This is a genomic window from Cupriavidus sp. 22TCCZM04-2 (assembly GCF_057798895.1).
This window is the reverse complement of record NZ_JBYOJS010000017.1, coordinates 124900-150083: the sequence shown is the minus strand read 5'-3', so window position 1 is coordinate 150083 and position 25184 is coordinate 124900. Positions and strand designations below refer to the sequence as shown.

Below are 25184 nucleotides of genomic sequence, written 5' to 3'. Positions count from 1 at the left end.
CTTGGCGTCAACGGCTTCATCGGCCACCACCTGACGCGCCGCATCCTGGAAACCACGTCGTGGGAGGTCTACGGCATGGACATGTCGTCCGACCGCCTGGGCGACCTGGTCAACCATCCGCGCATGCACTTCTTCGAGGGTGACATCACCATCAACAAGGAGTGGATCGAGTACAACATCCGCAAGTGCGACGTGATCCTGCCGCTGGTGGCCATCGCCACGCCGGCCACCTACGTGCGCAACCCGCTGCGCGTGTTCGAGCTCGACTTCGAAGCCAACCTGCCGATCGTGCGCAGCGCCGTCAAGTACGGCAAGCACCTGGTGTTCCCGTCGACCTCCGAGGTCTACGGCATGTGCGCGGACGAGGAGTTCGATCCGGAAGCCTCGCCGCTGATCTACGGCCCGATCAACAAGCCGCGCTGGATCTACGCCTGCTCCAAGCAGCTGATGGACCGCGTCATCCACGCCTATGGCATGGAGCAGGGCCTGAACTACACGCTGTTCCGCCCGTTCAACTGGATCGGCGCCGGGCTCGATTCGATCTTCGAATCGAAGGAAGGCTCCTCGCGCGTGGTCACGCAGTTCCTGGGCCATATCGTGCGCGGCGAGCCGATCAAGCTCGTTGACGGCGGTGCGCAGCAGCGCGCGTTTGCCGATATCTCCGACGGTATTTCGGCGCTGATGCACATCATCGAGAACAAGGACGGCGTCGCCAGCGGCAAGATCTTCAACATCGGCAATCCGTCCAACATCCACTCGGTGCGCGAGCTGGCCGAGATGATGCTGAAGATGGCCGCCGACTACCCCGAGTACGCCGAAGAGGCGCGCAAGACGCAGATCGTCGAGACCTCGTCGGGTGACTTCTACGGCAAGGGCTACCAGGACGTGCAGCACCGCGTGCCGAAGATCGACAACACCATGCAGGAACTGGGCTGGAAACCCGAGGTGACGATGGAGCAGGCGCTGCGCCGGATCTTCGAAGCGTACCGCGACAAGGTCGTGGAAGCGCGCACCCTCGTCGACGGCGCCAACTGAGCCGGGACCCATGGCCAGAATCGCCCTCAAGGTTGACGTCGACACGCTGCGCGGCACGCGCGAAGGCGTGCCGGCGCTGCTGTCCATGCTCGATGCGGTGCAGGCACAGGCCACCTTCCTGTACAGCCTGGGCCCGGACCACACCGGCTGGGCGCTGCGCCGCGTATTCCGGCCGGGGTTCCTGAAGAAGGTGTCGCGCACCTCGGTGGTGTCCAACTACGGCCTGCGCACGCTGATGTACGGCGTGCTGCTGCCGGGACCGGACATCGGCCGCAAGGCGGCCGCCGAAATGCGCGCGGCGCGCACGGCCGGCCACGAATGCGGCATTCATACCTGGGACCACGTCTACTGGCAGGACAACGTGCGCGAGCGCGACCCGGCCTGGACCCGTCGCCAGATGCAGAACGCGTTCGACCGCTATGCCGACATCTTCGGCGAAGCGCCGCCCACGCACGGCGCCGCCGGCTGGCAGATGAACGACGAGGCGTTCCGGCAGATCGACGACTGGGGCATGGCCTATGCATCGGACGGGCGCGGCACGGCGCCATACATCCCGACCATCGGCGGGGTCGCCTGCCGCCATGTGCAGATGCCGACCACGCTGCCGACGCTCGATGAAATGATCGGCGTCGATGGCCTGACCGAGGACAACGTCCATGAGGCCGTGCTGCGTTTGACGGAAGGCGCGGGCGGCATGCGCGACCATGTCTTCACGCTGCATACGGAGCTGGAAGGCGGCAAGCTGGCGCCGGTGTTCCGTCGGCTGCTGCAAGGCTGGAGGGCGCAGGGGCATGAGCTGGTGTCGATGGCTGCGTATTACCGGCACATCGACCGCGATACCCTGCCGGCGTTGCCGGTGACGTGGGGGGAGATTGAAGGACGCAGCGGCGAGCTGATTATTCAGCCCTGAAATTCCGGGCAGGGACTTCGTGGAAGCTCCCGCCTTCTCCCCCGGCCCCTGTCCCATTGCATGGGAGAGGGGAGCAGACGGCCAGGCCTGACCATTCCCTCTGTGGCGCCGAAGCCTTCTACCGCCGCGCCAATCGCAGCCCGTTGAACACCACCAGCAGGCTCGCCCCCATATCGGCGAACACCGCCATCCACATCGTTCCCATCCCCGCCACCGTCAGCGCAAGGAACACCACCTTGATGCCCAGCGCCAGCGTGATGTTCTGCCACAGGATGCGCGACGTGCGCCGCGACAGCCGTACGAACGCGGGGATCTTGCGCAGGTCGTCATCCATCAGCGCGACGTCGGCAGTTTCGATCGCGGTATCGGTGCCGGCGGCGCCCATGGCGAAGCCGATATCGGCCCGCGCAAGGGCCGGCGCGTCGTTGATGCCGTCACCCACCATGCCGACCTTGCCGCGTGCCGCATGCGTGTCAGCCGCCAGCGTGGCGATGGCGTCCGCCTTGTCTTGCGGCAACTGATTCCCGCGCGCCTCGTCGATGCCGACCTGGATACCGATGGCCTGCGCGGTATGCGGGTTGTCGCCGGACAGCATGATAGTCTTCACGCCCAGCGCGTGCAGCTCGGCGATGGCCTGGCGGCTGGTGTCGCGCACGGTGTCGGCCACCGCGAACATGGCCTGCGCCACTGCCGCGCCGTCCTTGCCAAGGCGCGCCAGCAGCACCACGGTCTTGCCCTCGCGTTCCAGGGCTTCAAGCCGGTCCTCCAGTTCGGGCGAGCACGCGCCCATGTCGTGGATCAGCCGGTGGTTGCCCAGGCAGTAGTCATCGCCATCGATACGGCCGCGCGTGCCACGTCCGGCCAGCGCCACGAATTCCGTCACATCCAGCAAGCCGACGCCATCCGCCTGCGCCGCAGCAGCAACGGCCTTCGACACGGGATGGTCGGACCTCGCGGCCAGGCTCGCGGCAATTGGGCGCGCGGCGGGCGCGTCATCGACAAGCATTGCCTGGTCCGTCTGCACGGGCTTGCCGTGCGTGATGGTGCCGGTCTTGTCGAGCGCCACCCATGACAGGTCCTTGCCCTGCTCCAGGTAGACCCCGCCCTTGATCAGGATGCCGCGCCGCGCCGCGGCCGCCAGGCCGCTGACGATGGTCACGGGCGTGGAGATCACGAGCGCGCACGGGCAGGCAATCACCAGCAGCACCAGCGCCTTGTAGATCCACTCCACCCACGGCCCGCCCATGGCCAGCGGCGGCACCACCGCCACGGCCAGCGCGATGGCGAACACCGTCGGCGTGTAGAGGCGCGCGAACTGGTCGACAAAGCGCTGCGTCGGCGCGCGGCTGGCCTGCGCGGCTTCCACGGCGTGGATGATGCGGGCCAGCGTGGAATCGTCGGCGGGCGCGGTGACTTCGTATTCGATCTCGCCGGACTGGTTGATGGAGCCCGCGAACAGCGCGTCGCCGGCGGCCTTGTCGACCGGCACGCTCTCGCCGGTGATCGGCGCCTGGTCCAGCGCGGACTGGCCGCGCACCACGCGCCCGTCCAGCGCGACGCGTTCGCCGGGGCGCAGCCTTACCAGCGCCCCTACGACCACGCCGGCCGCCGGCACGGCAGCCCAGCTGCCATCCGCCTGCAGCACGGTGGCCTGCTCGGGCGCCATCGCCATCAGGCCGCGGATGGCATTGCGCGCCCGGTCCAGCGAAGCGGCCTCGATGCGTTCGGCCAGCGCGAACAGCACCATGACCATCGCCGCTTCCGGCCATTCGCGCAGGACCAGCGCGCCGGTCACGGCAATGCTCATCAGCGCGTTGATATTCAGGTTGGCATTGCGCAGCGCGATCCAGCCCTTGCGGTAGGTGGTCAGCCCGCCCAAGGCCACGGCCGCGATGGCCAGCAGCGCCGGCAGCCACGGATCCCACAGCCCCAGCCATTCGGTGGCCTCGGCCCCGACTGCGGCCACGCCGGCGAGCGCCAGCGGCCACCAAGGCTTGTGCTCCGCGAGGGGCAACGGCGCAGACTGCTCCGAGACAAGCGGCTCCGCCTTCATGCCGAGACTCGCGATCGCCTTTACGACAGGATCGGCCGAGGCCAGCGTGTGATGCACGGTCAGGACGCGCTGCATCAGGTTGAAATCGAGCGCCGCCACGCCGTCCATGCCGCCGAGCTTGTTGCGGATCAGCGTTTCCTCGGTCGGGCAGTCCATCGCGTCGATCCGGTAGCTGGCCGAGCGCGCGCCGGACGGAATCGCCGCGGGCGCCACGGGCGCGACGCTGATCGCCGTGCCGCAGCCGCCACCGCAGCACGCGGCCGGTTGCGGCGCGTGCTCGTGATGACCATGCTCGTGCTGGTGGTCATGATCATGGTCGTGATGCTCATGCGCGTGACCATGGCCAGCGTCCGTTTTGTTGCGCGTGTGTTCGTGTGGCAAGGCGTCTTCAGGTGTCGTGCGAGCCATTTCTTCTTTCCGGCTGGTTTGACCTGATGTCATTGAAGACCCTGTAGCGGCTACAGAGTCAAGCATGACGCCGACGCGGCCCGTTCGCGTCAGGGTGACCCAGCCTGCGCTTGCCAGAGGGCTGCTGTGCGCCGCTATAATCGCGGCCATGCGCCGTCTGCTGATCCTCCTGTTCGCTATTTTGCTGCCGCTCCAGTTCACCTGGGCGAGCGCGGCCGCATTCTGCGAGCACGGGCGCGAGCAGCTGCGGCAGCAGGAGACCGGCGCCGCCCCGGGCTGGCATTTCGGCCATCACGCGCATGAGCATGAGGCCGGCGCCCACGGCAAGAGCAGCACCAAACTGCCGGATGCCGATTGTGCGATATGCCATTTCGCCGGCTCGCACGTCATGGTGCCGGCTGCGACACAGCCTGTGTCCTACCACTTCATTACCGTTCGCTACCGCGTGTTGCCCGTGAACTACGGGTCGGTACCCGCGCGCGAACCGAATCGGCCCCAGTGGCTGCAACTGGCGTAATCCGCCGGTTCGGGGCCATGGCCCATCCTCTGCCTTTGCCGCGCCCGCGCTGACCGCGCAGGGCCGGCATCCCGGATCGACGGATCTCGCGGCGTGACCGCCGTCAGCGTGCGCATTCGCGCGCGTGACGGTATCGCGCCGGTGTTCCCTGGCTTCGATCTGGTGATACCCGATGAAACACGTAGTGATACCGCTGGGACTGGCAGCCGCACTGCTCGCCCCGCTTGCGCATGCCGCCGCCGATGCGGCCATGCCGCCTGCACCGCGCTTGCAGCGCACCGCAGAACCGCCCGACACGACCGAACCGCAGGGCATCCTGACGCTGGACGCCGCCCTCGCACTGGCCACGGCCCGCAACTCTGCCCTTTCCGCCGCCCGCCGGGAACTCGACGCCACCGAAGGCGCCATCACGCAGGCGCGCACCATTCCGAACCCGGTCATCGGCTACGAAATGGAAGACACGCGCAGCGCGTCGCGCACCACCACCGCGCAGGTGAGCCTGCCGATCGAGCTGGGCGGCAAGCGCTCGGCCCGCATCGACGCCGCGCAGAAGGCCCGCGAACTGGCCACCGCGCAACTGAGCAGCGCCGAGGCCGGTCTGCGCGCCGCGGTGATCGGCGCCTTCTTCCAGGTACTGGTGGCGCAGGAGCGAGTCGGCCTGGCCGAAAGCTCGCTGGGCATTGCCACGCGCGGGATGCAGGCCGCGGCGCGGCGCGTGGCCGCGGGCAAGGTCTCGCCCGTGGAGCAGACGCGTGCGGAAGTCGAGCAGGCCAATGCCGAACTGGAGCTGGCCGAGGCCCGCGCCACGCTGGAAACCTCGCGCCAGCAACTGGCGGCGCAGTGGGGCAGCCAGGCGCCGGCATTCTCTTCGGCAAGCGGCGACCTGGAAGCCCTGCCATCGCGGCCGTTGCCCAACGCCCTCGACGAAACACTCGATGCCGCGCCCGAAATGCGCGCCAGCCGGAGCGAGATGGCGCGGCGCCAGGCGATCGTCAACGTCGAGCGCAGTCGGCGGTATCCCGACGTGACCTTGAGCGTTGGCGCCAAGCGCGAGAATGCATCGGATCGCGGTTACTACCCCGTGCTCGGCGTCTCGCTGCCGCTGCCGCTGTTCGACCGCAACCAGGGCAACCTGTACACCGCCATCCGCCAGGCCGACAAGGCCGCCGACGAAAGCCGCGCCACGCGCGTGCGGCTGGCCAGCGACTTGCGCCAGGCATCCAGCCAGCTGGCGTTGTCGCGCAACAGCGCGCTGACCCTGCGCCAGACCGTGCTGCCGGCCGCGCAGCGCGCCTACCAGGCGGCGGCGCAAGGATTCGAAGCGGGCAAGTTCGCCTATCTCGAAGTGCTGGACGCCCAGCGCACGCTGCTGCAGGCACGCGTGCGCTATCTCGGCGCCGTGGCCGCCACCTACCAGGCCGCCACCGCTATCGACCGCATGCTCGGCCGCTGAGCGGCCCACCAAGGATTCCTCCATGGCAATCACCAAGACTCAACGCAACGCGATCGCCGCGATCATCGGGGCCGGCGTGCTGGCCGGCGCCGCACTGCTGTTCACCGGACGCGGCACCGGCGACGGCCACGATGAAGCCGGCCACGACCACAGCGAGCAGGCAACAAAACCGAAGGGCAAGGAGGTCGGCAAAGACGCTGCCTCCGCGCCCGCCACCGCCGTCCACGACGCCGACCGTATCACGATGACGCCCGAACAAATCCGCAATGCCGGGCTGGAACTGCGCGCCGCCGGCCCCGGCCGCGTGCAGGCCGCGGTCCAGTTTCCCGGCGAGATCCGCTTCAACGAAGACCGCACCGCCCACGTCGTGCCGCGCGTGGCCGGGGTTGCCGAAGCCGTGCCCGCCGTGTTGGGCCAGCGCGTAAAGAAGGGAGACCTGCTGGCCGTGCTGGCCAGCACGCAGCTTTCCGACCAGCGCAGCGAACTGCTGGCCGCGCAGAAGCGGCTGGAACTGGCCCGCACCACCTATGCGCGCGAAAAGCGCTTGTGGGAAGAGAAGATCTCCGCCGAACAGGACTTCCTGGCCGCGCGCACCGCATTGCAGGAAGCCGAGATCGCCGTGCACAACGCCACGCAGAAGCTCACCGCCATCGGCGCGCGGCCGACGGCGGCCGGGCTCAACCAGTTCGAGTTGCGCGCGCCTTTCGACGGCATCGTCGTCGAGAAGCACCTGGCGCTTGGCGAAGCGGTCGCGGCGGATACCATCGTCTTCACGATCTCCGACCTGGCCACGGTCTGGGCGGAGTTCGTGATCGCGCCCAAGGACCTGAGCCAGGTACGCCTCGGCGAAAAGGTCAGCATCGCTTCCACCGCGTTTGACGGCACCGCCGCCGGCACCGTGTCCTACGTGGGCTCGCTGCTCGGCCAGCAGACGCGCACCGCGACCGCGCGCGTGACACTGTCGAACCCCGACATGGCATGGCGCCCCGGCCTGTTCGTCACCGTCAGCGTGGCCGGACAAGAGACGGAAGTTCCGGTGGTGGTGGAAAGCGAAGCCGTGCAGACCGAAGGCCGCCAGCCGATGGTCTATGTCGAGGTTCCCGGCGGCTTTGAAGCGCGCCAGGTCACCACGGGGCGCAGCGACGGCAAGCGCATCGAGATCGTGCAGGGCCTGCTGCCCGGCGCCCGCTACGTGGCGCGCAACAGCTTCGTGCTGAAGGCCGAGCAGGGCAAGGCCGGCGCCGAACACGCCCACTGACCGGCAGGAGCTGAACATGTTTGAACGCATCATCCGCTTTGCCATCGAACAGCGCTGGCTGGTCCTGCTGGGCGTGCTCGGCATGGCGCTGCTGGGCCTGTACAGCTACAGCCGCCTGCCGATCGACGCCGTGCCCGACATTACCAACGTGCAGGTGCAGATCAACACCGAGGCGCCCGGCTACTCGCCGCTGGAAACCGAGCAGCGCGTCACTTACCCGGTCGAGACCGCCATGGCGGGCCTGCCCGGGCTGGAGCAGACCCGCTCGCTGTCGCGCTACGGACTGTCGCAAGTCACCGTGATTTTCCAGGACGGCACCGACCTCTACTTCGCACGCCAGCTGGTCAACCAGCGCTTGCAGGAAGCGCGCGAGAAGCTGCCCGGCGGGACCACGCCCCAGCTCGGGCCGATTTCCACGGGTCTTGGCGAGATCTACCTGTGGACCGTCGAAGCCGACGACAACGCGCGCAAGCCCGACGGCACGCGCTACACGCCGACCGACCTGCGCGAGATCCAGGACTGGATCATCAAGCCGCAGTTGCGCACCGTCACCGGGGTGACGGAAATCAATACCATCGGCGGCTTCGCGCGCGAGTACCTGGTGGCGCCGAGCCCGGAACGCATGGCGTCGTACGGCCTGAGCCTGCAGGACGTGGTGCTGGCGCTGGAGAAGAACAACAGCAACGTGGGCGCTGGCTACATCGAACGGCGCGGCGAGCAGTACCTGGTGCGCGCACCGGGCCAGGTCGTGTCCATGGACGGTATCCGCGACGTGATCGTCGGCACCGCGCAGGGCCAGCCCATCCGCATCCGCGACCTGGCCGAGGTCGGCCTGGGGCGCGAACTGCGCACCGGCGCCGCGACCGACAACGGCCGCGAAGTGGTGCTGGGCACCGTATTCATGCTGATCGGCGAGAACAGCCGCGCGGTCTCGCGCGCGGTGGACACGCGCATGGCCGAGATCAACCGCTCGTTGCCCGACGGCGTGCGCGCGGTGACGGTGTACGACCGCACGGTGCTGGTCGACAAGGCCATTGCCACCGTGAAGAAGAACCTGCTGGAAGGCGCTGCGCTGGTGGTGGCGGTGCTGTTCCTGTTCCTCGGCAATATCCGCGCGGCGGTGATTACCGCGCTGGTGATTCCGCTGTCGATGCTGTTCACCTTCACCGGCATGGCCACCTACCGCATCAGCGCGAACCTGATGAGCCTGGGCGCGCTGGACTTCGGCATCATCGTCGATGGCGCGGTGGTCATCGTCGAGAACTGCGTGCGGCGCCTGGCGCATGCGCAGCAGCACCACGGCCGCCCGCTTACGCGCAGCGAACGCCTGCACGAGGTGTTTGCCGCGGCCCGGGAAGCCCGCCGCCCGCTCGTGTTCGGCCAGCTGATCATCATGATCGTCTACGTGCCGATCTTTGCGCTGTCCGGCGTCGAAGGGAAGATGTTCCACCCGATGGCGATCACGGTGGTGCTGGCGCTGGCCGGCGCCATGTTGCTGTCAGTGACCTTCGTGCCCGCAGCCGTCGCGCTGTTCATCGGCGCGCGCGTTGCGGAAAAGGAGAATCGCGTGATGCAGTGGGCGCGCAATCTCTATGCGCCCGCGCTGAGCCGCGCCCTCGCCAATACGCCGGTGGTGTTGACCTTTGCCGCGGTTGCCGTGGTGCTGAGCGGGCTGGTCGCGACGCGGCTTGGCAGCGAGTTCATCCCGAACCTGAACGAAGGCGACATCGCCGTGCAGGCGCTGCGCATCCCCGGCACCAGCCTGAGCCAGTCAGTGGCGATGCAGCAGCAGGTCGAGGCACGCCTGAAGGAGAAATTCCCGGAGGTCGAACGCGTGTTCTCTCGCACGGGCACCGCCGAGATCGCCGCCGACCCGATGCCGCCCAACGCATCGGACGCGTACATCATGCTGCGCCCGCGCAGCGAATGGCCGGATCCGCGCAAGACGCGCGGCCAGTTGCTGGCGCAGATGCAGTCGGAACTGGAGACCATCCCCGGCAACCGCTACGAGTTCTCGCAGCCAATCCAGCTGCGCTTCAACGAACTGATCTCGGGCGTGCGCAGCGATGTCGCGGTCAAGCTGTTCGGCGACGACAACGCGGTGCTGGAAGCCACGGCGCAGAAGATCGCCTCCGCCCTGCAATCGGTTCCGGGCGCCGCCGAGGTCAAGGTCGAGCAGACCACCGGCCTGCCCGTGCTGACCGTCGCGATCGACCGCGCACGCTCGGCGCGCTACGGGCTGAACATGACCGATGTGCAGGACACCGTCGCCATCGCCATTGGCGGGCGCGATGCCGGCACGCTGTTCGAGGGCGATCGGCGCTTCCGCATTGCCGTGCGCCTGCCCGAAGATGTGCGCGCCGATGTCGACGCCCTGCGCCGCCTGCCGATTCCGCTGCCGCCCGACACGCGGCCCGTCTCCGGCAACGGCGTGCGCATGAACTCGTCAGACACCGCGCCCCGCACCAGCTATATCCCGCTGGGGGAGATCGCCACGTTCGACATCGCGCCCGGCCCGAACCAGGTCTCGCGCGAGAACGGCAAGCGCCGCATCGTCATCAGCGCCAATGTGCGCGGACGCGATGTCGGCAGCTTCGTGCCGAATGCCCAGGCCGCAATTGCCGAGCGCGTGACGATTCCCACGGGATACTGGATCGCCTGGGGCGGCACGTTCGAGCAGTTGCAGTCGGCCACCCACCGCCTGCAGATTGTCGTGCCGCTGGCGCTGCTGATGGTGTTCGTGCTGCTGTTCGCGATGTTCGGCAACCTGAAGGACGGCCTGCTGGTGTTCACCGGCATTCCGTTCGCACTGACGGGCGGCATCCTGGCGCTGTGGCTGCGCGGCATTCCGCTGTCGATCTCGGCGGCGGTCGGCTTCATCGCGCTGTCCGGCGTGGCGGTGCTGAACGGGCTGGTCATGCTTTCCTTTATTCGCAGCCTGCGCGAGGAAGGATTGGCGCTCGACGAGGCCGTGCATTCGGGCGCGCTGAGCCGGCTGCGGCCGGTGCTGATGACGGCGCTGGTGGCCTCGCTCGGCTTCATCCCGATGGCCATTGCCACGGGCACCGGCGCCGAGGTGCAGCGCCCGCTGGCGACAGTGGTGATCGGCGGGATCGTGTCGTCGACGGCGCTGACGCTCCTGGTGCTGCCGGTGCTGTACCGGCTTGCGCATCGTCGCGATGAGCAGATGGGGGCCGGCGAAGGCGTGCGCAGTGTGCTGGTGCGGGATCCGGTCAATTAGATCAGCATGGGACGGACCGATCAGAGGGTGGCGTGAACCGCGGGCGCCGCAAGATTCGCGAGCACGCGCAGCGCAGCGATTTCGCGGGCGTCCCAGGCGGCACGGTCGGCCAGGTAGTTGAACGTGCCGAAAACCTGCCCGGCCTTGCACAGCGGCACGTTGACGACGGCCGTGCATCCCAGCGAGCGGATCAGCGCGATATCGTCGAACACGGCCGCCAGCGCCGCGTCGCCCTCGCCGACGAAGACTTGCCCGGCTTCGAGCAATTGCCTGCGCCATGGGCTGTCGGGCTTCGACTTCTTCCCGCCCGGCGGATAGGCTGCGGGATCCGATGACCAGATCCGCTCGATCTCCGCCGTTCCCGCATGCCACGCGTTGATGGTCAGCAGGCCCGGGCCGAGCAGCCGCAGCGTCGCCTGGCCGACTGCATCCAGCGTTTCCGCCGGGCTGGCAGCGCGCTGCAGCGCATCGCACAGGCCATTGGCGCAGACCAGCAGGTCCGCGGCGTGATCCAGGGCGGCACTCACGTCATTCCCCATGGATGCCGAGTTCGCGGATGAGCTTGCCGTAGCGGTCCGCATCGTTGCGCAGGATGGTGCCGAACTGCTGCGGGGTCGACGTGGCAGTCTCCACGCCAATCGCGTTCATCTGCTTCTTGACCTCGGGCAGCGCCATGACCGTATTGATTTCGCGGTTCAGCCGCGCGACCAGGTCGGCAGGCATGCCCCTCGGACCGAAGGCGCCATACCAGACGGCCAGTTCATAGCCGGGCACGGTCTCCGCCACGGTCGGTGTATTCGGCAACAGCGGCGAGCGCTTCGCTTCGGTCACGGCCAGCAGGCGCAGCTTGCCGGCCTTCACGTGCGGCAGCGTCTGCGTGCCAGCGGAGAACAGCACCTGCGTCTGGCCGGCGACGGTATCGACCACCGCAGGCGCACCGCCCTTGTAAGGCACGTGCAGCATCTGCACGCCGGCCATCCGCTCGAACAGCACCGCGCTCAGGTGATTGGTGGAGCCAGGGCCGGCGCTCGCATAGGCCAGCTTGCCGGGGTTGGCCTTGGCGTAGGCAATCAGCTCTTTCAGGTTTTGCGCGGGCACTGACGGATGCACCACCATCGTGTTGGTGACGTAGGCAAGCAGCCCCAGCGGCGTGAAATCCTCGACGCCGCGGAACGGCATGTTGGGCATCAGCGCCGGGTTCATGGCATGCGTGCTCATCGAGCCGACCAGCAGCGTATAGCCATCGGGCTTGGCACGCGCGACCATGGCCGAGCCAATATTGCCCGACGCGCCGGGCTTGTTGTCGACGATCACCGGCTGCCCTAGCGAGCGCGTCAGGTGCTCCGACAGCACGCGCGCGAGGATGTCCGTGGAACCGCCCGCCGCCCACGGCACGATCAGCGTGATCGGCTTCTGCGGGTAGGCATCCGCGGCCTGCGCGGCGACGCAAAACGCCAGCGCGGCAACGCCGCCCAGCAGTCGTTTCAGGATGGATGTCATGGTCTTTCTCTCCTCGGTCTCGCGCGATCCAGCATGCCGCTGCACGCGCCCTCTTCTGTTGATGGATGGCCGGATTCAGCGTCCGACGGCATAGCCCTGCATGCCGCGCGCGTTGGCGCCGGCGCGCAGCACCAGGCGGCCCTGCGCGTCGCGTTCGCGCGTGCAGGCGGACATGCGCCCTTCGGACCACGGATCGCCCACGCGCACCTCGTGGCCGCGGTCGCGCAGTGCGGCCAGCGTGGCTTCGGGGAAACGGGATTCCACGGTGATCCGGTTGAGCACGGTCTGGCGCGGCCAGAACGAGCCCGGGAAATGGTCGATATGCCAGCCGGGCGCATCGATGGCCTCTTGCAGGTTCATGCCATGCACCGCGTGGCGCAGGAAGAACGCGAGCGACCACTGGTCCTGCTGGTCGCCGCCGGGTGTGCCGAATACCATGTACGGCTCGCCGTCGCGCAGCGCGAGCGAAGGCGACAGCGTCGTGCACGGCCGCTTGCCCGGCGCGAGCGAGTTTGGCAGGCCCGGTTCGAGCCAGGTCATCTGCAGGCGCGTGTTGAGCGCGAAGCCCAGCGCTGGAATGGTCGGGCTCGATGACAGCCAGCCGCCGGACGGCGTGGCGGCCACCATATTGCCGTGCCGGTCGATCACGTCCACATGGCAGGTGTCGCCGACGAACAGTTCGCGCTCGGCCCACTCGGATACCGGCGGCAGCTCGGCAAAGGTCGGCTCGCCCACGCCAAAGCGCACGTCGGCGCGCTGCAGCGTGCGCACCGCGGCTTCCAGGTCGGGCAGGCGCGGGGCCATGCCGCCCGGCATGCCAGGGTCGATCGAGCGCGAGGCTTGCTCGCCGATGCGCTGCGCGCGGCCGGCCAGGTAGCCGCCGTCCAGCAGCGCGACAAGCGGGCTGGCCGCGAAGCGCGGATCGCCATACCACGCGAGCCGGTCCGCCATGGCCAGTTTGCAGGCTTCGGCGATCCGGTGGACGAACTCCGCCGAGTCCGGGGCGTACTGTGCGAGGTCCGCTTGCCGCAGCATGCCAAGCTGCTGCAGCAACACCGGCCCCTGGCTCCAGATATCGCACTTGGCAACGGTATAGCGGCCAAAGTCCAGTGTGACGGGCGCTTCCACGTCAGGCTGCCATGCGGCCATGTCGTCGTACCGGAGCAGGCCCGTGTGCTTGTCGCCGGTGGTGTCACGCACGTGCGTGTTGCGGCAATAGCTGTCGATCTCGCGGGCCACGAAGCCGCGGTACCAGCAGTCCATGGCCGCGTCGATCTGGCCTTCGCGCGTGTCACTGCGCTGCTGCGCTTCGTCGACGATGCGCGTGTAGGTCGCTGCCAGCGCGGGCAGCGTATGCAGGCTGCCGGGGCGCGGCACCTTGCCGCCGGGCAGCCAGGTTTCAGCCGAACTGTGCCATTCGTCGCGAAACAGCGCCTGCACGGCAAGGATCGCGCGCGAGATGCGCGGCACCAGCGGAAATCCATCGCGCGCGTAGCCGATGGCCGGCGCCAGCACGTCGGCCAGCGACCACGTGCCGTGGTCGCGCAGCATGGTCAGCCAGGCGCCGAACGCGCCCGGCACCGTCGCGGGCATCAGGCCGATGCCGGGCATCAGTTCGAGTCCCATGGCGCGCAGTTGCGCCGGATCCGCCAGCGCCGGCGCGGCGCCCTGCCCGCAGACCGAGCGCACGCGGCGCTCGCGCTCGCTCCAGTACAGGATCGGCACTTCGCCGCCAGGCCCGTTAAGGTGCGGCTCCACTACTTGCAGGACGAAGCCGGCCGCCGCAGCCGCGTCGAAGGCATTGCCGCCACGCTCCAGCACGCCCATGGCGGTCTGCGTGGCCAGCCAGTGGGTCGATGCCGCCACGCCAAAGGTGCCGACGATTTCCGGACGGGTAGTGAACATGAAATGGGTTCCAGGGGCTCCAGGGATTCCGGCCAGTATAGGATCATGAAATAACCGCAATGACGTCTTTGGTTATCATTGCATTACCGATCGGTTATACGACTACCCCGCCGCCGCTCACCATGTCCCTCGCTTCCGACAACCTGGTCCATCGCGTCATTTCGCGGCTGCGCCTGCGGCACATGCCGCTGTTGCTGGCGCTGGAAAGGCAGCGCTCGGTCTCGCGCGTCGCCGCCGAGATGAACCTGTCGCAACCGGCCGTCACCAAGATGCTGCGCGAGATCGAGGACATCTTCGCGGTGCCGCTGTTCACGCGCACGCGCCAGGGGCTGGCGCCGACGCCGACCGGCCTCAGCGTACTGGCGCACGCCCGGCTGGCGCTGGCCGACGCGGATGCGCTAGGCCGCGAGCTTGCCGTGATCGAGGCCGGCTTGTCGGGGCGGCTGCGCCTTGGGGTGATTCCGTACATCGCGCGGCCGGTGCTCGACGCCGCCTGCACCTTCGGGCTGGCGCGCTCGCCCCGCATCTCGGTCCTGGTGCGCGAGGGCACTACGGACGAACTGGTGGCCGCGTTGCGCGCCCATGAACTCGACTGCGTGATCGCGCGCACGTTCTATGTGCCAGGCGAGGATATCGCGCAGCGTCCGCTTTACCGCGAAGAGCCGGTGCTGGTGGTGCCAAGCCCGGCGGCGGCCCGCCTGGCGCGCAGCGCACTGGACTGGGGCCGCCTGGCCGAACGCGACTGGCTGCTGCCGCCGCCCAATACGCCGATCCGCCGCACCATCAACACCATGTTCGCGGTGGCTGGCGTGGCGCAGCCTACGCCGATCGTCGAAACCTACTCGATCAAGACCATGGCCACCGTGCTGCGCAGCCATCTGGGCGCCATCACCATCGTGCCAAGAGGCGTCGCCGCCGAGCTGATTGAGGCTGAAGGCGCAACGACGCTGCCGCACCCGCTAAGCTGGGACCTGCCGCCCGTGGGCGTAATGTGGCGAAGGGAGTCCGGCGAGGATGAAAAGATCGCGGCGCTGGTGGCTAGCGTGGCAGAGGTGGTGAGGCAGGCCTGAGGCAACACAAGCCGCGATGGTGTCAACCCGCCACGTGTGGCCGGGGCTCGTTCCCTGCCGGGAACAGCAGCGCGAACACGGTCTCGCCATCCGTGCTGCTGACCAGCGCGCGGCCACCATGCAAGCGCATGATCGAATCGACGATGGCCAGGCCGAGCCCGGTGGAAGCCGCCGAATTGCGGCGCGACGGATCGGCGCGGAAGAAGCGGCCGAATATATGCGGCAACACCTCGGGAGCGATTGCCGGCCCCGCATTGACCACGCGGATGGAGGTGGCGCCGCCCTCTTCGCCCGCGCGACGCGAAACCTCTACGCGTACCGTGCTGCCTGCAGGAGCATGGCGCAAGGCATTGTCGAGCAGGTTCGTGACCGCGCGGCGCAACAGCGTCTGGTCCGCGTGAATGCTGGCGGCGCCATTCACCGACACCCTCACGTTGCGGTCCGCCGCGACCGCCTCGAAGTATTCGGCGACCTTGTCGATTTCCGCGCGCGCATCCAGTGCGCGCACGCCCATGGCGACCTGAGCGTGGTCGGCACGCGCCAGGAACAACATGTTCTCGATCATGCGCGACAGGCGCTCGTATTCTTCCAGGTTGGATTCGAGCAAGGCCTCGTACTCGGCCACGCTGCGGCTCTGCGCCAGCGTGACTTCGGTCTGTCCGACCAGGTTGCTGATCGGCGTGCGGAAGTCATGCGCCAGGTCCGCGGAGAACGCGGACAGCCGCGAAAAGCTGTCCTGCAGGCGTGCCAGCATGCCGTTGAGTTCGCCGGCAAGTTCGCGCAGTTCGGCCGGCGCGCTGCCGACGTCCAGGCGCGTGGCCAGGCGGCTTGTCGTCACCGCGGCCGCATCGGCCGCCATGCGACGCAGCGGCCGCAATCCGCGCCGCGCCAGCACGAAGCCCAGCGCCGCCGCCACGGCCGCGCCGCACAGCGTTGCCGCGAGCAAGCGGTGGCGGTATTCGCGCATCAGCGCCACGCGATAGCCGGCATCGCGCAGCACCACGATCTCCACCGAACGGCCGGTATCGCCAAGCTGGCCGAGCGCCGCGATGGCTGACGACGCCGCCCCGCTCTTCGGCTGCCAGGGCTGCAGCATGGACTTCTGCGGCTGCGTGGTGACGGGCAGCACCGGTAGCGCCGGAATGGCCTCGTTGCGCGGATTGAGCGTGACCAGCGGCTCGCCTCGCGGCGTGCGCACCACCAGGATCAAACCCTCATGCCCCATGGCGATATCGGCGAACCGGTGCGTATCGGCGCGGACCTCGTCTTCATTGCTCACCTCGCGCAGCAGGTGGCGCACCAGCAGCACTTCGCCGACCAGCTCGCTTTCGTCACGCCCCTGCAACTGCGCCGACAGCGCGCCCGACAGGTAGGCCGCGACGCCTGCAAGGATCGCCGCCGTGGCCAGGCCATACGCCAGCGTCAGCCGCGCCGTGAGGGAGGACGTCAGGCGCTTCACGCGTCGCCCAGGCGCGGCTCGCCTTCGTCGAGCACATAGCCCATGCCGCGCCGCGTGTGGATCAGCTTGCGCTCGAACGGGTCGTCCACCTTGGCGCGCAGCCGGCGGATCGAGACATCCACGACATTGGTATTGCTGTCGAAGTTCACGTCCCACACCTGCGAGGCGATCAGCGAGCGCGACAGCACCTCGCCGCGGCGCCGCGCCAGCAGGTAGAGCAGCGCGAATTCCTTCGACGTGAGGTCGATCTTCTGCCCCGCGCGCGTGACGCGGCGGCGGATCGCGTCGATCTGCAGGTCGGCCAGCTCGATGAATTCGCTTTCGCGCAGCGGCCCGCGGCGCAGGATGGTGCGGATGCGCATGACCAGTTCGGCGAACGCGAATGGCTTGACCATGTAGTCGTCGGCGCCGAGTTCCAGGCCCTTGAGGCGGTCCTGCAGCTCGTCGCGCGCGGTCAGGAACAGCACCGGCGTATCGCGTTCGCGGCGCAGCTCGCGCAGCACGCTCCAGCCGTCCAGGCCGGGCAGCATCACATCGAGCACGATCAGGTCATAGGGCTGCTCGCGCGCGTGCGTCAGGCCGTCGATGCCGTCCCGCGCGAGGTCAACCACAAAGCCGGATTCGGTCAGCCCCTTTTGCAGGTAATCGCCCGCCTTGGGCTCGTCTTCGACAATCAGGATACGCATGCGGGTCCTTTCGGCGGGCAACATTGCGCCGCAGGCATAACGCTAGCCGAGTCCGGCCGTGCGCGGCGCAAGATGTCAAAAATGTCATCTGCAGGTGACGCATCCGCGTCAGCGGGCCCGGTAAAATGGCCATCGACACCGAACGCACCTATTGGTTCCACGCTCCCTCGATGAAACGCCTCACTCTCCGCTTTTTCCTGCTGTGTCTTCCGCTGGCGGCCCTGCCCGGTGCAAGGCACGCGACATCCGAGACGCCAGCCTGTGCCGTGGTGCAGGCCGCTGGCTTGTCGCTGGCGGAGCGTCATGCGGCGGCCAAGGCGAGCGCCGAAGCGGCACTCGTTCCGGCACCGCATTGCGCGGATGGCGCCGTTCGCGTCATGAGCGCCCCGGACAGTGACGGCGCGCCCCTGCAACTGCACGACCGCGACGGCAACGCCGAGAAAGAGAAGCCCGTCCAGGGCGAGAGCAGCGGCCCGCACAGCCGCTGCGTCGCGCGCCAAGGATGTAGTACCCTGGGCGCGCTGACAGAATTGCCGATCACGGCACTTGCCCACTATGGGCATGCTGCCGCGATGGCGTCCACGGCCGCGTTCGCCGGCCCTTTCAGCGGTTTCCCCGCCCTGCCCTGACACGTCCCGCGCGCCTGCCAGGACGGCACGTGGCTCACTCGACGCGGTAGAAATCGATCGACTGGCCCGCGTTCACCGCGCGTTGAAGCCAGTCCGGATACTCCCCGGTACCGTCCCAGCTCTGTCCCATTGCATTGCGGTAAAGCAGAGTGGCCTTCTTTGGCGGCGGTTGCACCGCAGCAGGGTCGATGGGCGCTTGTTGATGCGTTGCCTCGGGATCCGCGGCCGCGACCTCTCCGGCCGATGGCACTCCGTCAAAGCATCCGGCGGCCATCAGGTCGTCAAGCGTGAGGGCGTAGTTGTCCATTTGCTCGCGAATCCACGTGATCGCGGCAAGCTTGGCTGATTCAGACTCAGGCATGAGTAGTGTGAGAAGCCCGCCGCAATGTCTCCGATTCCGGCGGTGCAATGGAAGACCGGCGCCAGGCGGCGCCGGTGTGATTCCGGGGATTTTACCGTGTTTGGCGAAGCGTCCCGCGAAACGCGGCCTGCGCCCCGCCGGCGCGGGCCCATGACACCATTGTCATGGCGCAGTCATGCTGCTGTGCGGCACGCCTGCCTAGACTGGCCGCATGGCTGGTCAAGCCCTGACCGGCCGGCTAAGGAGATAAACCATGCGACTGCTCAAACATACCCTGATGGCCACGGCAATGGCCGCCACGCTTGCCAGCGTGGCCACGACCGCGAGCGCCAATACGCGCGCACCCGACCCTTTCCTCGACGGCGCACGCAGCATCCACGGCCCGCGCGATGTCTTCACCGATGGCGCGCGCAGCAACCCGCGCACCCCCGATCCGTTCACCGACGGCGGGCGCAGCGGTCCGCGCACGCCCGATTCCTTTTCCGACGGCGCCTGAGCCGTCAGCGCTCAGCGCACCTCGCCATAGATGCGGCGGGCGTCCGAGGCCGTGGCGAGCGGGCGGCCCAGCATCAGCCCGCCCTGGGCGGCCTGTTCGACCAGCGCGGCATTGCCCGGCGCCAGGCTGCCGTCACGCAGGTACAGGTTGTTTTCAAAGCCCACGCGGACATGGCCGCCAAACGCTGCCGCGGCGGTCACGCACGCATTTTCCTCGCGGCCGAACGCGCAGATGGACCACGGCAGGGTTCCGTCGGCAACCTGCAGGAACGGCAGCAGGTCGCGCGGCGACGAAACCTGTCCCGCCGAATAGCGCCCCAGGACATACAGCACCGACCACGCGCCAGGGGGCACCATGCCGCGTTCGCGCATGGCTTGCCAGCGCTGCACATCCGCCGCGTCATACAGGATCACCTGCGTCATGATGCGCTCGCGCGCGAGCCAGCCGATGAAGTCGGCCAGCTCGGTCTCGCTCACGTCCGGAACGGCGATTTCGCGCAGGCCCACGGATACCGCTTCGGGACGCAGCTCGCGCACCATCGCCATCTGCTGCGCGGCCTTGTACACGCCGGCGGCCTCGCTGGTGACCTGCACCAGTAGGTCATTACCCACGGCCTGCCTGACCGTGGCCAGCGCCTCGCGATAAGTCTGCGCATCGAGCGAATGGCGCCCTTCTGCGTCACGCACGTGCATGTGCATCATGGCCGCGCCGGCGTCCAGGCACGCCTTCGCGTCGGCGGCCAGCGCGGCGGCGGTCAAAGGCACCGCGGCATGGTCGGCGGCGCGCTTGTAGGCGCCGTTTGGCGCCACGGTGATGATCAGCGGCGAACTGGCCAGCGGCTGCTGGATGGGGGCCTGGGTGGCTTGGGTGGCTTGCGTCATGGCTGGATCTCGGGCAGTTCGGGGGCAATCAGGTCAAGGCCGGCGCGCAGCAGCCGGTCATAGCGGGCGCGTTCGGCGGCAATGGTCTCGGGCGTCCATGCGTAGAAGCCTTCGCCGCGCTTCATGCCATGGCGGCCGTCGGCGGCGCGCTCGCTCAGGCAGCGCGCGGGATGGTCGTCATTGCAGAACGTCCGGTACATGGTAGCCCCGGCGGCGGCATGCACATCGATGCCGGCATGGTCGCGCTGCAGCACCGGCCCCGCGGCCAGGAAGCGGAAGCCAAAGCCGAAGCGCACCGCGGCATCCACGTCCTCGGCCGACGCAATGCCGCGGTCGATCAGGCTGAACGCTTCGCGCGACAGCGCGTGCTGCAGCCGGTTGGCCAGGAAGCCGGGCAGGTCCTGGCGCACCTTGACCGGCACCATGCCGCAGCGGCGCATGAAGGCGATCAGCGCATCGGCGCAGGCTTCGTCGCTGCCCATGCCCATGACCACTTCCACCAGCGGCACCAGGTGCGCCGGCATGAAGAAATGCAGGCCCAGCATCCGCTCGCGCCCGGACAAACCCTCGGCGATGGCGCTGATCGGGAAACTGGAACTGTTGCTGGTCAGCACCGCATCGGGGCGCGCGCGGACGCACAGGTCCGCGAACAGCGCCTGCTTGAGTTCGAGGCGCTCGGGGATGCATTCGATGACCATATCCACCGACGGCCAGTCCACCGCGTCCAGGTCCGGCACCACCGCAAGCCGCTCGGCGCCTTCGGCGCGGCCGATCGCCGCCAGGTTGGCGGCGACGCGGCCCGGCAGCGCGCCGGCGCGGTCGGGATCGGGCTCGATCACGGTGGTACGGCACATCGCCCGGGTCAGGACCACGGCGACATCGGCCCCCATGGTGCCGCCGCCGACTACCACGGCATGGGCGGCGCCAGGGCGGCCAGGCGGGACGGAGGGGGCAGGATTGTGCATTGCGTCGTTTGGCATGGCGAAGGCGGCAGGCACGCTGGCCACCGCCGTAATGGGGAATGGCAGCAGTGTAGAGAAGCCGCTTTGATTGATGAAGTTGATTCTATGGATAAAATGATCTGTTTTAGAGATCAATCCACCGACCCGGCCCATGAAGATCAACCTGTCGATGCGTGACATCGAGACCAGCTGGTGCTTGGCCGCACGCTCAATTTCCGGCAAGCGGCCACGCAGCTGCACCTGTCGCAATCGGCGCTGTCGACCCAGATCCTGCGGATCGAGGAATCGCTCGGCGTGCGCCTGTTCGACCGCACCACGCGCACGGTGCGGCTGACCGCCGCCGGCCAGGTCTTCATGCAGCAGGCCGCGCTGCTGCAGGCGGCCTTCCGGGGCGCGATCGACGCGGTCACGGGCATTGCCAGCGCCGAACGCGGCCAGGTGGCCGTGGCGGCGCTGCCCTCGCTGGCGGCGCGCATGCTGCCGCGCGTGCTGATGGACTACCACCGCGCCCGCCCCGAAGTGGCGCTGAAGGTGTTCGACACCCTGTCCGGACCCGCCTTCGACATGGTGCGTTCGGGCGATGTCGACTTCGCGCTGACCGCGGCCGATCCGCAGCAGGCCGACCTGCACTACGAGCCCCTGCTGTCCGATCGCTTCGTGCTGCTGATCCCGTCCGCGCATCCGCTGGCACGCGGCACGGGGCCGCTGCGCTGGGCCGACACCGCCAGCGCGCCGCATGTGTCGATGACGCACCCGAGCAGCGTGCGGCAGTACACCGAGTGGGCCTTCCTGCAGAACCGCATCCGCTTCCAGCCGGTGTTCGAGGCCGAGCACCTGGCCACGATCGCCGCCATGGTCGAATGCGGGTTCGGCGTGGCGGCGCTGCCTGAAATCGCCGCCGGCACGGTGCGGCAGCCTGGCATTGTCGAGCGGCTGCTAACTGGGCCAGTGACGGAGCGGTCGATCGGGCTGGTGACACCGCGCAACCGCAGCCTGTCGCCCGCCGCGGCGGAACTTGCGGATGCCGTGCGCGCGCACCTCTCCCACTTGCGCAGCCAGCCGGAAGCGGCCAGTGCCGAGGTGAATGCATGAGCCTGCTCGTCGACGTCCTGGTGCTGGCCGGCGTCCTGCTGGCGATCGTGGCCGTAGTGCAGGTCGCCGCCGCGCGCCTCGTGCTGCCGGAATCGACGCTGCTGTCGGCCATCGGCATCGCCATTGGCGCGGGGTATGTGGCCATCGATGCCGCGCATCCGGAATTCGCGCGGCACTTCCTGCATCCGCTGATCGACCCGGAACTGCCGCCGGAGGCCTACCTGTGGATCTTCCTGCCGCCGCTGCTATTCCATGCCGCGCTGACCGCCGACGTGCGCAGCATGCTGCCCGACGCGGCGCCGATCCTGCTGCTGGCCGTGGTCGCCGTGATCGTCGCCACCGGCGTGATCGGCCTGGCCACCGCGGCCGCGAGCGGCATGCCGCTGGCGGCGTGCCTGCTGCTCGGGGCCGTGGTCGCCACCACCGACCCCGCGGCCGTCATTGCGATCTTCCGTGACGTGGGCGCGCCGGCCCGCCTGATCCGGCTGGTCGAGGGCGAGAGCCTGCTGAACGACGCCGCGGCCATCGCCATCGTCGGCGTGCTCGTTGCCATGCTCACGGGCCACGGCGCGCAGGCCACGCTCGGCGCCGGCGTGCGCGAGCTGGCGTGGTCGTTCGTCGGCGGCGTGCTGTGCGGCACGCTGGCCGGCCGGCTGGTGGCCGAGCTGCTGCCGCGCCTGGCGGGGCTGGCCATGGCCGAAAGCGCGCTGACGCTGGCGCTGCCCTACCCGCTGTACCTGCTGGCCGAGCAGCTGCTCGGCGTGTCCGGCGTGGTGGCCGTGGTCTGTGCCGGCCTGATGGTCAGCGCGCTCGGCCCGACGCGCCTGACGCCGGCCAACTGGCGTCACCTGCGCATGATCTGGGAACAGTTCGCGGGCATCGCGGGCGCCGTGGTCTTCCTGCTCGCCGCCGTGCGCGTGCCCTCGCTGCTCGCTGGTGTCACGATCCAGCACGGGTGGCTTCTGGCGGTGCTGGTGGTGGCCGCGCTGGCGGCGCGGCTGCTGACCCTGTTCGGCCTGCTGCCGGTGCTGTCATGGCTGCGGCTGAGCGCGCCGATCAGTGGCCCGTTCAAGCTGGCGATCGCATGGGGCGGCCTGCGCGGCGCGGTCACGCTGGTGCTGGCGCTGGGCATCGCCGAGAACACCGCGCTGCCGCATCCGGTGCGCCACTTCGTCGCCATCCTGGCCACGGGCTTCGTGCTGGTCAGCCTGCTGCTGAACGGCACCACGCTGCGCTGGCTGATCCACCGGCTCGGCCTCAACCAGCTGTCGCCGCAGGAACGCGCGCTGCAGCAGCAGGCCATCCGCCTGTCGACCGAGGAGGTCGAGGCCATGCTGGGCCGCGTGGCCGACACCTTCGACCTGCCGCCGGCCGCCGCGCGCGAAGTCGCGCAGCACTACCGGCGCGGCATCGAACTGGGCTCGCCCGAGTTCGACTTCGACAGCGCGCTGTCCGAGCGCGACCGCCTGACCATCGGCCTGGTCACGCTGGCCACGCGCGAACGCGAGCTGATTCCCGAATACGGCGATGGCGTGATCTCGGTGGCCAACCTCGACGCCATGATGCGCAACACCTCGCACATGATCGACGCCGCGCGCGAGCAAGGCCGCATCGGCTACAACCGCGCGGCGCGGGCCATCCTGCAGTACCACCTGGGCTACCGGATCGCGCTCTTCCTGCATAAATGGCTGGGCCTGGACCGGCCGCTCGCGCGCGCGCTGGCCGACCGCTTCGAGCTGCTGATCTGCCGGCAGACCGTGCTGGACCGCCTGCGCCGCTACAACCGCTCGCTGCTCACGCCGGTGTTCGGCGCGCGCATGACTACGGTGCTGGACGGCGTGCTCGAAGAGCGCTTCCACTCCGCCGGCGAAGGCCTCGCGCAGATGCGCGAGCAGTTCGGCGACTACACGGTGGCGCTGGAGCGGCGCCTGCTAATGCTGTTTGCGCTGCGCAAGGGCGAGCACTCGCTGGCGTCCATGCGTGAGGAAGCCGTGATTTCCAAGCAGGCGTTCAACCAGATCGAACAGATCATGCAGCACGCGTGGCAGGCCAACCTCGTGCGCCCGCCCCTGAGCGCGGGAGGAACGCGGCGGGCCCGGTGGAACTCGCTGCGCGAGAAGCCGGCGGCGCCATCCGCGCGGCCGGCGCCCGGTCCGGTGGACAGCCCCGGCAGCGGGGAACCGGGCGATCCTGGTTGATGCCCGGTTCCGGGCGCTGCGCAGAAAGCGGGCGCATGGTCAACAGTTGACGCTGTTCCGGCCGGCGATAAACAATCGCGGATCGCCCGCCCCGCCCCCGCAGTCGCCACGCCCGCTATCTTCCCGATGATCCCTTCCGTCACCACCCTGCACGGCCGCCTGAAAATGCAGCACCTGCGCCTGCTGCTGGCCATCGAGGAACGCGGCTCGCTGCGCCAGGCCGCCGAGGCATTGACACTGACGCAACCGGCGGTGAGCAAGATGCTGCAGGACATGGAAGACCTGTTGGGCGTGTCGCTGTTCGAGCGCCATGCGCGCGGGCTGCGGCCGACGCGCTTCGGCGGCGCGGCGACACGCTATGCCAAGCTGGTGTTCGCCGACATGGCCGGCCTGCGCGACGAGCTGGTGGCACTGGAATCCGGCAAGATCGGCCGCGTGCGCGTGGGGGCGGTCATGGCGCCGGCGCCGGGCCTGCTGGCGGAAGTGATCCGCGGCCTCAACCGCGACCATCCGCAGCTCGAAGTGCTTGTGCAGGTCGACACCAGCGACCTGCTGGTGCAGTTGCTGGAACGCGACCAGCTGGACATCGTGCTGGGCCGCGTACCCGAAGGCTGGGACAGCAGCGGACTCGACTTCGAGCAGTTGGGCGAGGAAGGACTGGCGATCGTGGTCGGACCGCAGCATCCGCTGGTCCGGCGGCGACGCCCTTCCTTCGCCGAGCTGACCAGGTATCCATGGATCATGCAGCCGCGCCCCAGCCCCATGCGGGCCCTGCTCGACCGCTCCTTCGAGGACGCGGGCGTAGCGCCGCCGCCCTCCACCATCGAGACCGCCGCCGTGCTGATGACCACGTCGCTGCTGGCGGACAGCCAACTGATCGCGGTGCTGCCGGAATCGGTCGCGGCGTATTACCGCAGCCTGGAGGCCCTGGCCGTGCTGCCGCTGCCGCTGCCGCGCAAGCTCGGGCCATACGGCATCGTGACGCGGCGGGGCCGCTCCGTCACGGCCTCGATGAGCGTCATCATCGATGCCTTGCGGGCTGCCTCCGCGCTCTAGTCCTGCTCTAGTCC

General features: G+C 68.7%; 20 protein-coding genes and 1 pseudogene. 12 read left to right on the top strand and 9 right to left on the bottom strand.

All coding sequences use genetic code 11. The features are described from left to right. The coding region (locus tag AC3FKG_RS22925; protein WP_488744206.1) for a bifunctional UDP-4-keto-pentose/UDP-xylose synthase at positions 1–1035 on the top strand (1035 nt) is incomplete at its 5' end. A 10-nt stretch (positions 1036–1045) separates the two neighbouring features. After that, positions 1046–1945 (top strand): polysaccharide deacetylase family protein, encoded by a 900-nt coding sequence (locus tag AC3FKG_RS22920; RefSeq protein WP_488744205.1) that lies wholly within the window; start codon positions 1046–1048, stop codon positions 1943–1945. Between the two features lie 118 nt (positions 1946–2063). Here the strand turns inward: AC3FKG_RS22920 and AC3FKG_RS22915 are convergent, their stop codons facing one another. Next, complete coding sequence (locus tag AC3FKG_RS22915; protein WP_488744204.1) at positions 2064–4406, bottom strand: heavy metal translocating P-type ATPase; 2343 nt, start codon at positions 4404–4406, stop codon at positions 2064–2066. 64 nt (positions 4407–4470) lie between these two features. On the opposite strand from AC3FKG_RS22915, the gene czcI reads away from it, so the two are divergent. The 4 genes from czcI to AC3FKG_RS22895 all read left to right on the top strand — a co-directional run bounded on the left by czcI (position 4471) and on the right by AC3FKG_RS22895 (position 10875). Further along, positions 4471–4923, top strand: a complete 453-nt coding sequence (gene czcI / locus AC3FKG_RS22910; protein WP_488744203.1) for a cation efflux protein, CzcI family — start codon at positions 4471–4473, stop codon at positions 4921–4923. A 172-nt stretch (positions 4924–5095) separates the two neighbouring features. Next, positions 5096–6376: a TolC family protein gene (locus tag AC3FKG_RS22905; protein ID WP_488744202.1), complete on the top strand. Its 1281-nt coding sequence runs from the start codon at positions 5096–5098 to the stop codon at positions 6374–6376. Positions 6377–6398: 22 nt separating this feature from the next. Continuing rightward, entirely contained in the window at positions 6399–7634 is a 1236-nt protein-coding gene (locus tag AC3FKG_RS22900; protein ID WP_488744201.1) for an efflux RND transporter periplasmic adaptor subunit, read from the top strand. Positions 7635–7650: 16 nt separating this feature from the next. Further along, positions 7651–10875, top strand: coding sequence for a CusA/CzcA family heavy metal efflux RND transporter (locus AC3FKG_RS22895; RefSeq protein WP_488744200.1), 3225 nt, complete (start codon positions 7651–7653; stop codon positions 10873–10875). Between the two features lie 20 nt (positions 10876–10895). On the opposite strand, the gene AC3FKG_RS22890 is transcribed toward AC3FKG_RS22895, so the two are convergent. The 3 genes from AC3FKG_RS22890 to AC3FKG_RS22880 all read right to left on the bottom strand — a co-directional run bounded on the left by AC3FKG_RS22890 (position 10896) and on the right by AC3FKG_RS22880 (position 14280). Continuing rightward, a complete protein-coding gene (locus AC3FKG_RS22890; protein ID WP_483711801.1) occupies positions 10896–11414 on the bottom strand; it encodes a GAF domain-containing protein in 519 nt (172 codons plus the stop codon). Next, positions 11404–12375, bottom strand: a complete 972-nt coding sequence (locus tag AC3FKG_RS22885) for a Bug family tripartite tricarboxylate transporter substrate binding protein (RefSeq protein WP_488744199.1) — start codon at positions 12373–12375, stop codon at positions 11404–11406. Before AC3FKG_RS22885 ends, AC3FKG_RS22890 begins: the two co-directional genes overlap by 11 nt. Before the next feature lie 75 nt (positions 12376–12450). Then, positions 12451–14280, bottom strand: coding sequence for a gamma-glutamyltransferase family protein (locus AC3FKG_RS22880; RefSeq protein WP_488744198.1), 1830 nt, complete (start codon positions 14278–14280; stop codon positions 12451–12453). Positions 14281–14402: 122 nt separating this feature from the next. On the opposite strand from AC3FKG_RS22880, the gene AC3FKG_RS22875 reads away from it, so the two are divergent. After that, the gene (locus AC3FKG_RS22875; protein WP_488744197.1) at positions 14403–15350 is read left to right on the top strand and encodes a LysR substrate-binding domain-containing protein; all 948 of its coding nucleotides are present in this window, start codon (positions 14403–14405) and stop codon (positions 15348–15350) included. A 22-nt stretch (positions 15351–15372) separates the two neighbouring features. Here AC3FKG_RS22875 and AC3FKG_RS22870 read toward each other — a convergent pair whose 3' ends face one another. Both AC3FKG_RS22870 and AC3FKG_RS22865 read right to left on the bottom strand, forming a co-directional pair. Next, positions 15373–16809, bottom strand: a complete 1437-nt coding sequence (locus AC3FKG_RS22870; RefSeq protein WP_488744196.1) for a heavy metal sensor histidine kinase — start codon at positions 16807–16809, stop codon at positions 15373–15375. Next, positions 16806–17495 carry a heavy metal response regulator transcription factor gene (locus AC3FKG_RS22865; protein ID WP_483711806.1) on the bottom strand — a complete coding sequence of 230 codons (690 nt, stop codon included), beginning with the start codon at positions 17493–17495 and terminating at the stop codon, positions 16806–16808. The genes AC3FKG_RS22870 and AC3FKG_RS22865 overlap by 4 nt, the downstream gene beginning before the upstream one ends. Before the next feature lie 125 nt (positions 17496–17620). On the opposite strand from AC3FKG_RS22865, the gene AC3FKG_RS22860 reads away from it, so the two are divergent. Next, the gene (locus AC3FKG_RS22860; RefSeq protein WP_488744195.1) at positions 17621–18124 is read left to right on the top strand and encodes a hypothetical protein; all 504 of its coding nucleotides are present in this window, start codon (positions 17621–17623) and stop codon (positions 18122–18124) included. Positions 18125–18158: 34 nt separating this feature from the next. Here the strand turns inward: AC3FKG_RS22860 and AC3FKG_RS22855 are convergent, their stop codons facing one another. Continuing rightward, complete coding sequence (locus AC3FKG_RS22855; RefSeq protein WP_488744194.1) at positions 18159–18485, bottom strand: H-NS family nucleoid-associated regulatory protein; 327 nt, start codon at positions 18483–18485, stop codon at positions 18159–18161. A 253-nt stretch (positions 18486–18738) separates the two neighbouring features. Here AC3FKG_RS22855 and AC3FKG_RS22850 point away from each other — a divergent pair, with 253 nt between their 5' ends. Then, positions 18739–18981, top strand: a complete 243-nt coding sequence (locus tag AC3FKG_RS22850) for a hypothetical protein (protein WP_483711809.1) — start codon at positions 18739–18741, stop codon at positions 18979–18981. An 11-nt stretch (positions 18982–18992) separates the two neighbouring features. Here AC3FKG_RS22850 and AC3FKG_RS22845 read toward each other — a convergent pair whose 3' ends face one another. Both AC3FKG_RS22845 and AC3FKG_RS22840 read right to left on the bottom strand, forming a co-directional pair. Next, entirely contained in the window at positions 18993–19862 is an 870-nt protein-coding gene (locus AC3FKG_RS22845) for a beta-keto acid cleavage family enzyme (RefSeq protein WP_488744193.1), read from the bottom strand. Continuing rightward, positions 19859–20827, bottom strand: a complete 969-nt coding sequence (locus AC3FKG_RS22840; protein WP_488744212.1) for a 3-hydroxyacyl-CoA dehydrogenase family protein — start codon at positions 20825–20827, stop codon at positions 19859–19861. The genes AC3FKG_RS22845 and AC3FKG_RS22840 overlap by 4 nt, the downstream gene beginning before the upstream one ends. A 148-nt stretch (positions 20828–20975) precedes the next feature. Between AC3FKG_RS22840 and AC3FKG_RS22835 the strand changes: the two are divergent. The 3 genes and pseudogenes from AC3FKG_RS22835 to AC3FKG_RS22825 all read left to right on the top strand — a co-directional run bounded on the left by AC3FKG_RS22835 (position 20976) and on the right by AC3FKG_RS22825 (position 25170). Then, a pseudogene (locus AC3FKG_RS22835) lies at positions 20976–21916 on the top strand (LysR family transcriptional regulator). After that, the gene (locus tag AC3FKG_RS22830) at positions 21913–24114 is read left to right on the top strand and encodes a cation:proton antiporter (protein ID WP_483711812.1); all 2202 of its coding nucleotides are present in this window, start codon (positions 21913–21915) and stop codon (positions 24112–24114) included. Before AC3FKG_RS22835 ends, AC3FKG_RS22830 begins: the two are co-directional and overlap by 4 nt. A gap of 126 nt (positions 24115–24240) precedes the next feature. Then, complete coding sequence (locus tag AC3FKG_RS22825; RefSeq protein ID WP_488744192.1) at positions 24241–25170, top strand: LysR family transcriptional regulator; 930 nt, start codon at positions 24241–24243, stop codon at positions 25168–25170. The last annotated feature ends 14 nt before the right edge of the window (positions 25171–25184 follow it).